Origin of the sequence: Gilvimarinus chinensis DSM 19667 (assembly GCF_000377745.1) — a bacterium.
Lineage (GTDB): Bacteria > Pseudomonadota > Gammaproteobacteria > Pseudomonadales > Cellvibrionaceae > Gilvimarinus > Gilvimarinus chinensis.
In genome coordinates this window covers 148,892-162,785 of sequence record NZ_KB898707.1, presented here as the reverse complement: position 1 = coordinate 162,785, position 13,894 = coordinate 148,892, and the positions used below count along the sequence as shown (strand labels likewise).

General features: G+C 48.1%; 10 protein-coding genes. All 10 read left to right on the top strand.

The genetic code is table 11. From position 1 onward, the window contains the following. Positions 1–66 precede the first annotated feature (66 nt). The 10 genes from D568_RS0106550 to D568_RS0106505 all read left to right on the top strand — a co-directional run bounded on the left by D568_RS0106550 (position 67) and on the right by D568_RS0106505 (position 13,556). Entirely contained in the window at positions 67–2,520 is a 2,454-nt protein-coding gene (locus D568_RS0106550) for an alpha-amylase family protein (protein ID WP_020208789.1), read from the top strand. Continuing rightward, the gene (locus D568_RS0106545) at positions 2,496–3,524 is read left to right on the top strand and encodes an XdhC family protein (protein WP_020208788.1); all 1,029 of its coding nucleotides are present in this window, start codon (positions 2,496–2,498) and stop codon (positions 3,522–3,524) included. The genes D568_RS0106550 and D568_RS0106545 overlap by 25 nt, the downstream gene beginning before the upstream one ends. Beyond that, positions 3,514–4,113 (top strand): nucleotidyltransferase family protein, encoded by a 600-nt coding sequence (locus D568_RS0106540; protein ID WP_020208787.1) that lies wholly within the window; start codon positions 3,514–3,516, stop codon positions 4,111–4,113. The genes D568_RS0106545 and D568_RS0106540 overlap by 11 nt, the downstream gene beginning before the upstream one ends. Positions 4,114–4,536: 423 nt before the next feature. Continuing rightward, positions 4,537–4,770 carry a hypothetical protein gene (locus D568_RS0106535; RefSeq protein ID WP_020208786.1) on the top strand — a complete coding sequence of 78 codons (234 nt, stop codon included), beginning with the start codon at positions 4,537–4,539 and terminating at the stop codon, positions 4,768–4,770. Next, positions 4,767–5,231, top strand: a complete 465-nt coding sequence (locus D568_RS0106530) for a (2Fe-2S)-binding protein (protein ID WP_020208785.1) — start codon at positions 4,767–4,769, stop codon at positions 5,229–5,231. Before D568_RS0106535 ends, D568_RS0106530 begins: the two co-directional genes overlap by 4 nt. A gap of 11 nt (positions 5,232–5,242) precedes the next feature. Then, positions 5,243–7,495, top strand: coding sequence for a xanthine dehydrogenase family protein molybdopterin-binding subunit (locus D568_RS0106525; protein ID WP_020208784.1), 2,253 nt, complete (start codon positions 5,243–5,245; stop codon positions 7,493–7,495). 139 nt (positions 7,496–7,634) lie between these two features. After that, positions 7,635–8,375 (top strand): FadR/GntR family transcriptional regulator, encoded by a 741-nt coding sequence (locus D568_RS0106520; RefSeq protein ID WP_020208783.1) that lies wholly within the window; start codon positions 7,635–7,637, stop codon positions 8,373–8,375. A 135-nt stretch (positions 8,376–8,510) separates the two neighbouring features. Next, positions 8,511–10,064, top strand: a complete 1,554-nt coding sequence (locus tag D568_RS0106515; protein ID WP_020208782.1) for a sugar porter family MFS transporter — start codon at positions 8,511–8,513, stop codon at positions 10,062–10,064. A gap of 20 nt (positions 10,065–10,084) precedes the next feature. Then, the gene (locus tag D568_RS0106510; RefSeq protein ID WP_020208781.1) at positions 10,085–12,067 is read left to right on the top strand and encodes a glycoside hydrolase family 127 protein; all 1,983 of its coding nucleotides are present in this window, start codon (positions 10,085–10,087) and stop codon (positions 12,065–12,067) included. 79 nt (positions 12,068–12,146) lie between these two features. Further along, positions 12,147–13,556 (top strand): sulfatase-like hydrolase/transferase, encoded by a 1,410-nt coding sequence (locus D568_RS0106505; protein ID WP_020208780.1) that lies wholly within the window; start codon positions 12,147–12,149, stop codon positions 13,554–13,556. The last annotated feature ends 338 nt before the right edge of the window (positions 13,557–13,894 follow it).

Genomic DNA, 13,894 nt, shown 5'->3' with positions numbered 1-13,894 from the left:
CATCATATGTTTATATAATTATGTTTTGGTCCGCTCAAAATGCTAATAATCTCAGTGGAGAGATCAATGTCAAAAAAACTGCTAGTAATGGCTTTGGCCGGCGTGCTTCCCCTTGCCTTGGCCGCTTGCTCCAATGATGAACCGGCCTCCGTGTCACCCGCCACTAATGTGGCAACCTTGGAGCAAATGAGTTCTAGCTCTATAAACAGCCCTTACGTAAAAGAAGCTGAACAGAAAATCAGCACCTTGCAAGCGAAGATGCAAGACGCTAAATCACAAAATATAGACATCACCCGTGAAGAGACCGTAGTCTGGTTCGCCAAAGAGTTCCTCAAATTTGCCGATTGGGATGAGGCGAACCGCGACGCCGTCGCCTACGCTTTTGCACAGTACGCTCCCTATGCTGATCGTAGCGAGAAACTGGCTGACGAGATTCCGGATTTTCAGCGCAAGAAGGTCATTGACATACTCGATGACGCCTTAGTCGAGCTGGATCAAGTCATAACAGGGCAGATCAAGCGCCGTCCGGTTCCCAAGGTCGACTGGCAGAATATTACCGTTGCCGATAATAAGCTGTTGAGCAATGGTAAGCCCATTTTCCTGTACGATTATTTCTCGAAATCGGTAGGGCGTCCGCTCACCGATACGGCCGTTTACAACGATCATCTCGGTGCCATTTATCACGGTGGCGAGAATTTGTATCCAGTAGACCATGACCGCGCCATCAACTCCTTTTTGTTGAATGAGGATGGCAGCTTCGACGAAGAACTTTTGCGTGAAGTCACGGAAATAGACAACAGCAACGTTGGGTTTTTGATCTATTGGAATATGGGTATTCCCGAGTGGGTAGAGGCGCGCGAGCCGGAGGTTCGCAAAGGTCGTTCGCTGTTCACTGGCTACGATATTGATAACCCCTTGGTGCGCGAAGTCTGGGGTACTATTGCCAAAGAAACCGGTAAATTAACGCAGGGGAAAAGGGTGACTCAGCTGGGGTATATCCTGGCTAATGAGCCACACTGGTATTCCGAGGCAGGCCACTGGAGTCAGAACTTTCAGGAAATGAACGACATTTCTTCCTACACTCTGGCTCATTTCCGTGAATGGCTGAAAGAGAAATATGCTGGCAATATTGCCCCCTTAAATACTAACTGGAAAACAGAATTTGCCTCGTTTGATGAGGTATCCATTGGTATACCCATCGACCCTGAAACTCGTGGTACGCCGGTTTGGTACGACTGGAGCCGTTTTAACATGGATCGCTCGATCGATTGGTTTACCTTTTTGCAAGGGCAGCTAAAAGAAGGAAATCCTGAGGCCGATACGCACATCAAAATCATGCCCAATATGTACAGCGAGAATAACCGCTCCCACGGCATTGATGTAGAAGCGCTGACCGAGTTGACCACCATGATTGGTGATGATGCCAAGGCCCGTGAGTCTCGTCTGCTCAATCACAAAAAGCCAGAAAAATGGGAAGCTCACTACTCCATGTTCTGGGAAGAAATGAGTATGTCATACGACTTTATGGAGTCGGTGTCGCCGGAAAAAATTCACGTTAACTCTGAATCGCATTTTTTATCGGCCTCTTGGTGGCGCGACCTGGACACCAGTATTGATTATGTCAACGCCATTTACTGGCTGGCTACTTTGCAGGGTATGGATGCCAATATGGCCTGGTTTTGGGCGCGTGATCCAGATGGTTCGTTTGAGGATCGCCTAGAAGGCGAGCTCGACTTTTTCGATCCGGCATTGGCTGGCTCGTTCGCAGGTTCAGTTAACCAGCAGCCACACGTTGCGAATGCTTTTACTCAGGTTATGTACGACTTGAATAGCTTCGCGGAGGAGATTATTCAGTTGCGCGAGCAGCGTCGTCCCCTACGTCTGTTCCACTCTGAAACTTCAGCGATTAATAAATCTTTCCATATGTCAGAGCAGTTTAGTATTTACGAAAAACTGTTTTTTGATGGCTTCCCTGTAGGCTTTGCTACGCAGAATATTATTCAGAAACAAGATAATGATTTGTGGGATACGGTGTTGGTGTACAAAACCGAATTTGTCACCCGTGCGGAGCTTGCGGCTTTACAGCAATACCTGGATAACGGCGGCACTGTGATCGTCGATAGCCCAGAAAGCTTAAGCAAAGATGAATATGGTCAGCCGCACTCTGTTGCGCTGACAGGGCCCAAAGACCGATTAATTCAGCTTTCTGGCGACGAAAGTTTGGAGAAAATACGTGAGCTGGCGCTAGAGACAGTAAAAGAGTCCCTGCCTAAAATTACACTTCGGGAAAACAATGGTACCGAGTATAAAGGTGTTCGCTGGCAAGCCATCGCTCAACAAGGTGGCGGCTATCTGGTCAGCGCGATTAACCTGGGTAAAAACGACGCAACCCTTACCCTTAACCTTGAGGGCGGCGGTGAACTGAGCGTTGTCGATATGCTCACTCAGCAGCCGGTGGCCTCCAAGCCTGTATTAGCACCTAAAGGTGTTGCCTTGTGGCAGGTGAGGGCTGGCCAGTAAGTAGCAGTTATAACGCGGTTGTCGCAAAGCAGATGCAGCAGCTGGACGTTCAGGTTGTGGATGCCGCATGCCAATGGCTGGAGGTCGGAGAGCCCTTGTGGTTGGCAACTGTGCTGTCTACCTACGGTTCATCGCCACGAGAGCCCGGATCCATGCTGGTGGCTCGTGGTAATGGCGAATACGTCGGCTCTCTGTCAGGTGGGTGTGTTGAGGAGGATTTTCTCGCGCGAATACGCGCGGGAGAATTCAGTCAAAAAGTTAGCCAGCTGATGTATGGTTCCGCGGCTACCGAAACTGCTGTTCGGCTACCTTGCGGAGGCACTTTAAGCCTGATGCTGGAGAGGTTTGATTCCACCTCTCGAGCACGGCGGCATTTCCGTTTGCTGCGCAGCGCTCTCGCTGGGCAAACCATCATACGACGTACCGTAAACCTCGATTCCGGTGAGGTTGAGCTAGAAGAGGACATCTGTTTAGGTAAAAGGGTAGAGTATCAGAACAGACGGGTTTTTATTCGCATAGGAGCGGCCACAAAGCTCGTTATTGCCGGTGCCTCCAGCGTGTCGGAAGTCTGCGCCAGTTTTGCCAAAACCTTGGGGTTTGAAGTGGTCGTTTGCGACCCCTGCGAAGAGCGGTTAAACCAGTTTTCGTTTGCCGGCTGTACCGTTAAACAACAACTCCCATCTCTATATATAGCGACGCCTGGGGCGTGTCATCGCGCGAGTGCGATAGTGGCTCTGACTCACGATCCCCGTATCGACGATTTGGCGATAGTTGAGGCCGTAGAGACCGATGCTTTTTATATTGGTGTTATGGGGTCAAGAAAAACATCCGAGGCTCGAGCCGAGCGTTTGCAGCGCATTGCCCATTTAACCCATGATCAAATAGGGCGTATCCATATGCCCATTGGTTTGGCACTTGGCAGCAAAACACCTGCTGAGATTGCCCTTGCGGTTATGGCTGATATCGTGCGGGTAAGGAAGGGAAGGGAGCGAGATGAGCTCTGAATTCTCTGTTGTAGGCCTGGTATTGGCGGCGGGGTTTTCTCGTCGCTTTGGTGCTTTGGATAAGCGTGCTTTAAGGGCACCTTCAGGTGCAACTTTGCTGGCCGAGAGCTATAAAGCCGTGACGCAAATTTGCCCGCGCTCGTGGGTGGTGTTACGTGAAGAAGATGATGCCAGGGAGTTGGGATTAAGTGAGAGCGCGAAGATCATTCGCACCAAGTGTGCCGCGTCAGGGTTGGGTGCGAGTATGGCGGATGGCTTTAAAGCTTTATTGGCCACTGAATATGTCGATAGTGCGGCAGTGTTTTTAGGTGATATGCCTTTTATCCAAAAAGCATCTTGCGCGCCTGTGCTGGAGGTTGCGGGCAAAGATAAGATTGTGCGCCCAATGTTTGAAAGGCAGCCCGGCCACCCCGTGGTATTTGGGCGACGTTTCTGGCCGGAATTAGCTTTGCTCAATGGTGCTGAGACGGGTTCGACAATCTTGCAGCGCAATGCCCGGTGGGTGAAGCATGTGCCCGTAGAAGCCAAAGATGTTTGTCTAGATATCGACCGGCTAGAGGATATATCGAGGTTTAATATTCTGTCGTAGCAAAGACATTATTAATTTGACAGGTTGATGCTGTGCTCGTATATTTAAACATCATATGTATATATAAATAAAATAAAAGCCAAAGTAAAAATTTTGTCCTTATCGCCGAGAAAATGGAAAGGCTCCGTTGGTCAGTAATGTTGCGAACACGGTTAAGTACCCCAACGGTTACATAATAAAAACAACAACGAGGAAATAAATTAAATGGGACAGCGCCAATTATTACACCGAGACCAGCTTAGCTCGTTTTCCAGCGCTAAAGCGCTCATGCCTCAGAATGGTTCTGTTTTTCGATCAGAAAATCAATGCTTTTCCACGCAAACACTTAAAGTCCAGTGGAATAAGCAAACGATTAAGTCGTTGGTCTACCGTCCCGTTTGTTGCGGAATATGTTGCGAATCGGCTGGTGTGATGAGTCGGTTAATGCAAGGCTCGGATATTGGTTATTTTTCGGTTTTGTATCATCAGTTACTGCAATATTTGCACTTTCAAGAACCCATGGAAGTGCCTCTGGCAAGTTTACAAAGGCCTACTTTGGCAGAGAGTGACTGCTTATGCATTCTGCGTCCTTGGCAGGTACTGCAAGACATTATCTGTAAACGTTTAGTGGCCGAACCCGGATTTTCCAGGCAAGTGCGGGAGTTAGCTCAACCATGATCAAGTTTGAGGTGAATGGCAAAGAGCACAGCTACAGTGGCGATGCTTCAATGCCGCTATTGTGGTTTCTGCGTGATATCGCTGATTTAAAAGGCACCAAGTTTGGGTGTGGAAAAGGTCTGTGTGGTGCTTGCACTGTGCATTTGAATGGGCAAGCTGTACGTTCCTGCACCCTACCGGTACAAGCGATCGAAGGTCAAAGCATTACGACCGTAGAAGGTTTAAGTGATGATGCCAGCCATCCGGTGCAGCGAGCTTGGCAAGAGTTGAATGTCGCCCAATGCGGGTACTGTCAGTGCGGTCAAATGATGTCGGCAGCGGCTCTTTTGCAAAACAATCAGGCCCCTAGTGATGACGACATTAATAACGCCATGAGCGGTAATATTTGTCGTTGTGGTACCTATCCGCGAATTAAAACCGCCATCAAGCTTGCCGCCGATTTGGCCGTAGAAGTTAAATAAAGGAGGCGCTCGTGTCACAGGTAAAATGCATTAGCCGTAGGCGTTGGTTGGCGGGCGTGGCAAAAACATCCTTGTTGCTGGGGGCCAGTCTGCCCTCGGTGGGGTATGTGCCCAGGGTGTTGGGTGCCGAGGACGATAAAGAGTCACCTGAGCAAGTATTTACCCCCAGCGTCTATTTAGAAATAAACGTTGATAATCGGGTACGGATTATTTGTCATCGCAGTGAAATGGGGCAGGGAATCCGAACCTCATTGGCGATGGTGGTGGCCGATGAGTTAAATGCCGACTGGTCGCAGGTAAAGGTTGTGCAGGCGCTGGGCGATAAAAAGTACGGTAGCCAGAACACGGATGGTTCCAATTCCATTCGAGGTTTTTACACAGCACTGCGCGAGGCGGGTGCTACCGCCCGCCACATGTTGGAACACGCGGCGGCACAATTGTGGAAGTTTGAACCGGCCAGTTGCCGTGCCCGGGAGGGTAGGGTTTGGGCCGGCGATCGCTCTATTAGCTTTGGTGAACTGGCGCAACTGGCGGCGACGCAAAAGGTACCAGGCAAAGAACAGCTAGAGTTGAAGACTCCGAACAAATTTCGTTTTATTGGCAATGCCAATATGGGCAATCTAGATGCAACTGCAATGCTAACTGGGCGTGCGGTGTATGGCATTGATACGGTTCTGCCCGAAATGGCTGTGGCGGTGATTGAGCGACCACCGGTACTCGGCGCTCAGCCGGTTAAATATGATCGTGAAGCAGCTCTGAAAATACCGGGTGTTATCGATGTTATTGAAATGCCGCCGTTAAAACACCCCGTCAGGTTTCAACCCCTGGGCGGCGTTGCGGTAGTGGCCGCTAACACTTGGGCTGCAATGCAAGGGCGCAGTAAGCTCAATGTGCAGTGGTCTGCTTCAGACAACGATCATTTCGATTCTGCCGAGTACGCCAAAAGTCTTAAACTCGATGTCGATAAAGCTCATCGAACCCATCGGCAAAAGGGTGAGGCGTCGCAATTAATCGAAAACTCGGATTCAACCTTTACCCGTGGTTACTATGTGCCTGCGTTAGCGCATGCTCCGATGGAGCCGCCCTCAGCCAGCGCAGATTGGCGAGCCGATGTTGTAGAGGTGTGGGCAGCAACCCAGAATCCGCAAGCGGCGCAAAAAGCGGTAGCGGATCAATTTGGTATTAATGAGGCTCAGGTAAAAGTACATGTCACCTTTTTAGGTGGTGGATTTGGCCGTAAAAGTAAACAGGATTTTGTGGTCGAAGCGGCCTATCTCAGTAAAGCCCTAAAGCGACCCGTTAAAGTTATCTGGTCGCGCGAAGATGATTTGCTGTTCGATTACTATCAGGCTCCCACATACCAAGAAATAACGACCGCTTTGAGTGGGACGGAAATCACCGCCTGGCGACACCGCGAGGCTGGTCCAGGTATTCAATCGATTTTTAAACCGGATTTCAGCGGAATTCAATTTGAATCCAATATGGGTATGCGTGATATGCCCTTTGCAGTGGAGAATGTGCTCTGCACCAGTGGTCCGGGTAAGGCTCATGTGCGGTACGGCTGGTTGAGATCGGTGGCGAATATTGGTCATGCTTTTTCAATTGGCTCGTATGTGGATGAGTTGGCTCACCACTTGGGGCGCGACCCCTACCACTATTGGTTGGAGCTGTTGGGGCCTGATCGTCAAATAGACTTTACCGAGCAGGGTACGGAATACTTTAATTATGGTGAAAACCTCAAAGACTATCCGTTTGATGTGGGGCGCATAAAAGGTACTTTACGTCGGGCCGCCGACTTATCCGATTGGGGCCAAAAGCTGCCAAAGGGACAGGGGCTTGGCATAAGTGTGCACCGCAGCTTCTGTAGCAATGTAGCCTGTGTAGCCATGGCTGAGAAAAACGGCGAGCGAGCACGAATTAAAAAAATCTGGATGGTGATGGATGCGGGTACGGTAGTGAATCCAGACCGGGTAAAAGCTCAGCTTGAAGGGGCGGCCATCTTTGGCTTAAGTCTCGCTTATTACGGCGAAATCACTCATGAAAAGGGTGCTGCGAAACAAAATAACTTTGATGGTTATCGGCTGTTGCGAATGGACGAAACACCAGAGATCGTGACTGAGCTTATTGATATAGGCGATCCTTTCCCTGGGGGAGTGGGTGAGCCGGGCGTGCCACCTGTGGCACCAGCTGTTTGTAATGCGTTTTTTGCGGCTACGGGCAGAAGGTGGCGTGAGCTGCCGTTACGACGGCAAGAAATAATTTAAGATAGGTAGCCTGATTTTCTTACTCATGGGGCCCTGCACCCAAGCAGGCTTTACATAAATTATGTCTATATCTGCGGTTAGTGCTAACATGGGATGTTTCGGTTTGAATACATTGGGCCCATAAAGGGGATGTACACAAGTGAGTGAGCTGGTTTATTACGATTTAAAAGGCGCGGCCTCCATGACTCCGAGCCTGCCTGTACAGGTGGCGCGGGAGTTGGGGCGCCGTATCGTGGCGGGGCATTTTGAGCCCGGCAGCTTGATCGATGACGAAAATGCCCTGGCAGAGCGTTATCAGGTGAGTCGAGTGGTGGTGCGTGATGCCGTTAAGATTTTGGTCAGTAAAGGCATGTTGGATGTTCGCCGTGGCATAGGCACCAAGGTGAAGCCGCGTACCCAATGGGTCATGCTGGACGATGACGTACTGGCTTGGCACCTTACCAGCTCGCCCACACCAGATTTTCTCAAGCAGTTGATGGATGTTCGTTTGGCGTTTGAGCCCAAAGCGGCTCGCTGGGCGGCCGAGCGGGGTAGTAAAGAAGATATAGACGCCATTCGCGAAGCCATAGTGCGTATGGATCTAGAGGTAGGGTCCGTTGAGGGGTTTATAATTGCTGATGCCAAGTTTCACCGAGCTATACTGAAAGCGGCTCACAACGAATTCGTCTCGGCAATGGAAGGTGTGATTTATTCGGCCATTCTGGTGAGCGTGCGGTTAACCAATCAGGATGTAGCGGGCAATAAGGCATCGGTGCCCTATCACCGGAAGGTTTTTGAGGCAATTGCAAAGAAAGATGGTGATAAGGCAGAACGTTTAACCGTAAAACTGTTGAGTGATGCGTGCGAGCGATTAGATAAAGAGCTGGGTGGCTTTAAATAGACTTTCACGCCAGCATCATCAATGAAGCCCTGCATTGTCAGGGCTTTTTTGTAAGCAAAAGTTAACATATTGACTCTATAAACATCATATGTTTATATGGGCGAATAATACAAAAATGTACGTTGGGTTATAACAATGCATAGCTACGATAATAAAGTTACCAAATTTTCTCTTATTGCGGCGTTCGGGGGCTTTGTTTTCGGTCTTGATGCCGCCAATATCAGCGGCGCTGTACGTTTTGTGAGTGCGCAATTTCAATTGGATGCCTTAGAGCAAGGCTTGGTAGTTAGTTGCGCCCTGTTGGGCGTAATTGTGGCGCTGTTTTTTACTGGCTCGTTGGTGGAGCGTTTTGGTCGGAAATCGGTTCTACTTGGGATCGCATTTGCCTATACATTGTCTTCATTAATTTCGTCGCTCGCGATGAATTACCCCATGTTGGTTGCGGGGCGCTTTATTGGTGGGGTTGCATTTGCCTCTTTAACGGTATCGGCTATGTATATCGGCGAGATGGCACCACCGAAAACCCGCGGGCGTTTTGTTTCAATTAATCAACTTTTGATTACACTCGGCAGCTTAGTTGCCTTTGTGGTGAATTATTTTCTCGTGAAGTCTATGGCCGGGATTGAATGGTTGAACGAGAGTAACATTTGGCGTTTTATGCTCGGAGCCGAGCTAATTGTTAATGTTGTGTGGATTGCTTTATTAGTAACCATCCCAGAAAGCCCCCGTTGGTTAGCGAAAAAGCGTCGCGATGACGATGCCCGCAAAGTGTTGTTAATGACCTTACCTGCCGAGCAAGTCGATAACACAATGTTAGAGATACAGCACAGTATTCATCAGGAAGGTGATGTACCCGTACTAAAACAGCTGCGCCAGCTTTTTAGTGGGCCGATGCGTTTTGTTTTGCTGGTTGCCGTTGCTTATGCAGTGGTGCAAGGCGGTAGCGGTATGAATGCTGTGCTTTTCTATGCTCCAACCGTGTTTGAGCAGATAGGGGCTACGGTAGAAAGCAGCTTTATGCAAACGATACTTCTCGGTGCCGTCGCAGTTATTTTTACCTTGGTTGCTATTTTCAGTGTGGAAAAGTTTGGTCGCAGAAACCTGACGTTGGTCGGCTTAACCATAATAGTGTTGGCGCACTGCTCCATTTGGTATGGCTTTAACAACGCGAGCTACAGTATTGATGAGCAAAGCCTTACTGTAATCGCTGAGCAAGGCGTTGAAGTAGAGTCTCTCGGATCTCTAATCGGTACCACTTACGCTAATGACGTGGAATTAAAAGCCGTGCTGGCAGAGAGATTCGATAAATCCGAACTCCCGTTAATCAGTGGCGCAGTAATCAATGCCAGTATTGATATTGACGCGACATTTGTACTGCTCGGATTATTCGCATTTTTGGCCGCATTCAATATGAGTATTGGCCCTATTATGTGGGTCGTTTTCTCTGAGATATTCTCCAATGACGTCCGCAGTGTCGCTTTGCCTTTTGCGGCATTGGTGCAAACCTTAGCAAGTTTCTCAATACAGCAAATATTTCCCTGGCAGCTTGAGGTGATGGGGGCTGCGAGTACATTCCTGAACTACGCCTTTGTCGCGCTGGCGGGGCTAGTTGTTATGGGTATTTTCCTCCCGGAAACGAAAGGAAAATCCATTGAAGAAATTGAGCAAGACCTTGTAAAAGCGTCTTAACCAGAACTGAGAGTAGAGTTATGAGCAAAAATCATATAAAAAGTGCGGCCATTGTTGGCAACAGCGAAAGCCCCTTCGTTAAACTGCGAAGCATAAACATGGGTGACTGTCAGTGGACAGAAGGTTTTTGGGCAGACAAATTTAAATTGTGTGAGGAGGTTATGGCACCTCATATGGGAACCTTGTTGAAAGGCGAGGTGGGCCATGCTTATAACAACTTTAAAGTCGCTGCGGGTTTGATGGAAGGCGAAGCTAAGGGAATGTTGTGGCACGATGGCGACTTCTATAAGTGGATGGAAGCGTGTATATATATTTATGCGCACAATAAAGATGAGTCCATTCTGAAAGAGCTTGACGAGATTATCGAGGTTATCGCTAAGGCTCAAGAAGATGACGGCTACCTGCACACGCATGTACAAATCAATAACAGTGGTCGCTGGAGAGTTGTCACCGATCATGAGCTTTATAATTTTGGGCATCTTATTCAGGGCGGTTTAATTCATTATCGTATTACCGGAAAAACCAACTGGTTTGATCTGGCGGTAAAAGCGGCCGATTATCTATATGACGTGTTTGAGCCGCGCGAAGAGCGTTTGGCGCGTTTTGGTTTTAACCCTTCACAAATTATGTCCCTCGTAGAGTTGTACCGCACGACTCGCAATAAAAAATATGTAGAGCTTGCGGATATTTTCGTCACCATGCGTGGTTCAGTGCCTATGGATTTGCACGAAACGGTTCCCTATTGGTTTACCGGTGACCAGTGTCAGATGAAAACGCCACTGCGCGAAGAGGTCGAAGCCGTAGGTCATGCCGTTACCGGTATGTACTTGTGGTCAGGTGCCGCCGATGTTTATGCCGAGACGGGCGATAAGGATATTATTGATGCTTTGGATCGTATCTGGGATTCAGCCATTAATCATAAAATGTATTTAACCGGTGCGCTCGGCCAGGTTCATCACGGTGCCTATGATGATCAGAACATGATTCATGAAGGTTTCGTGGATGATTACCTGATGCCAAACTCCACGGCCTATAACGAAACCTGTGCAAATATTTCCAACGCCATGTTTAACTGGCGAATGATGTCTATTAAGGGCGAGGCGAAGTACGGCGATATTATGGAGACCGTTCTTTACAACTCTGCGCTTGTGGGAATCAGTAATGATGGCAAGCACTATTTCTACGCAAACCCTCTGCGTTTTAACCATGGTCAGCGCGAATACAGCGATCACGCTGATTGTACAGAGTCAGCGGATCGCGAGCCTTATATCGAGTGCTTCTGTTGTCCCCCTAACTTAGTACGCACCATTGCTAAGGTGAGTGGATGGGCTTACTGTTTAAGTGAAAACGGTGTTGCGGTAAACCTGTACGGTAGCAATAAACTGCATACCCAGTTAAATGACGGGTCGGATATTAAACTGACGCAAAAAACCGAATACCCGTGGGATGGTTCTGTCAGTATTATCATTGAGGAATGTAAAGCAGAAGAATTTGATTTGATGCTGAGAATTCCGGGGTGGAGCGATGAGGCCGAAGTGAAATTGAATGGTGAGGTCGTTAGCTCTGATGTTAAAACGGGAGAGTTTTTTGTTATTAACCGTGCATTTAAGGCTGGTGATGAGATTAATCTAACTTTACCGATGAATGTCGATCTTATCGAGGGGCATCCACGCATTGAGGAAGTGCGTAACCAGGTTGCTCTGCGCCGTGGCCCTGTGGTTTACGCGGTTGAATCACCAGACTTACCCGAAGGGACTAAGATTCTGGATGTATATCTTGACGAGAAACAAGAGTTAAAGCCGCTGCATAAACCTGAATTTTTAGGTGGCCTCACGGTTATCGAGGCGAACTTGAAACTTAGAACCGACGATGCTGGCGGTATGTATCGAAAATTAAAATCAGCGAAATTTATAAATCATAAGTCGCAATTTGTGCCCTATTTTTCATGGAGTAACCGAGGCACGGCAGAAATGTCGGTGTTTGTGCCTCTGTTGAGAGGTTGAGTTGGGTTGCATGTGAGCTTTGGCCCTCCGGATTTCCGGTAGGGCCTTTTTTCAAACAGCTTAAAACTTGGATATAACCATGAAAATTCTAATTTCTGTCCTATTATTCATTTCTTTGTTTAGCTCTTTCGCTAATGCGGCCGTTCAACAGCAAGATAAGCCCAATATACTTCTGTTATTTACCGATGACGCTGGTTATGGCGACTTTGGATTTCATGGTAGCAAGGAGATTCGCACACCGAATCTGGATGCACTCGCCGCAGAAGGGGTGATTTTTTCCGCAGGCTATGTGAGCGATGCTACCTGCGGTCCATCTCGTGCTGGCTTAATGACTGGTAAGTACCAACAGCGTTTCGGCTACGAAGAAATTAACGTTCCCGGCTTTATGAGTCCCAATTCTGCGCTCAAAGGGGAGGACATGGGGCTGCCGGTGGATCAGGTAACCATGGCCGATTACTTGAAAAAGCGAGGATACCGCAATGGTATGTTCGGCAAGTGGCACCTGGGTGCTGCCGACCGTTATCATCCATTAAAGCGCGGATTTGATGAGTTTTATGGCTTTCGAGGGGGAGATCGTAGTTATTTTGCTTATGCCGAGGGCGAAATTGATCCAAACAGCCCGATCTTGGCTGATAAGCGTATGGAGCGCGGGTTCGGTCATTATGAAGAGCCTGAAAAATACCTGACAGACAAGATCGCCGATGAGGTGATTGAATTTATTCGCCAGGCTAACTCCGATGACAAGCCTTTTTTTGCATTCGTTTCATTTAATGCTCCTCATACCCCTATGGAGGCTACTAAGGAAGACTTAGCACAATTTCCAAATTTAGAGGGGAAGCGTAAAACCTATGCGGCAATGATGTTGGCTATGGATCGAGCCTCTGGAGCAATTTTGGATGAGCTTGAAACGCTGAATATCGAAGACAATACTTTGGTGGTATTTACGAATGATAACGGTGGACCCAGTGATAAAAATGCCTCGGTAAACGACCCGTTATCAGGAACCAAGTCCAATCATTTGGAAGGTGGTGTTCGTGTGCCGTACGTTATGCGTTGGCCGGAGAGATTGGAAGCTGGTACAACCTACGAAAAGCCCGTTATTACCCTTGATCTTCTGCCAACTTTTTATGCGGCCGCTGGTGGTAATACAGAGGATCTGGACGATGTGGATGGTAAAAATTTGATCCCTTACGTCACCTCTGAAAAAGACGGTCGTCCGCATGAAATGATGTACTGGAAGAAAGACGCAAGGGCGGCGATTCGAAAGGGTGATTGGAAGCTTATTCGTCATAGAGACCGTCCGGCAGAATTGTTTTATCTGCCCGAGGATATTGCAGAGCATGACGATCAAGCATTGCAAGAGCGAGACCGGTTGAAAGAAATGTTCAAAGATTTGTATCACTGGGAGCTTACCTTGGAGCGTCCTCTGTGGTTACTGCAACAAAAATACGAAGCCTACGATATTCAGCGCATGGATGACTATCGTTGAGTATCTAACAGCACACCTATAATCTGCGGAAGCAAGACGTTCAAAATCTTGCTTCTCATAGTCACCGAATTCTCGGCTGGCTTAATGTAATTACTTCGACCATCTCTATAGATAAAGATATGTACGTTTAGTGCATATTGTCATTCTTAACTGAATGCACTAAAACATCATACCTTTATAAAGATAATGTAGGTGATGTGTAAAACTCAAAATAGGACTTCCGCTTTGTTTAAAACCCATTATGTGAGTAGCTAAACCTGAGCTCGGCTTTCTATAGTGAAGTTGAAGCTACTCATATAATTCTTTGAAGAAGTACACAATTAGAAAATATTCGGAGA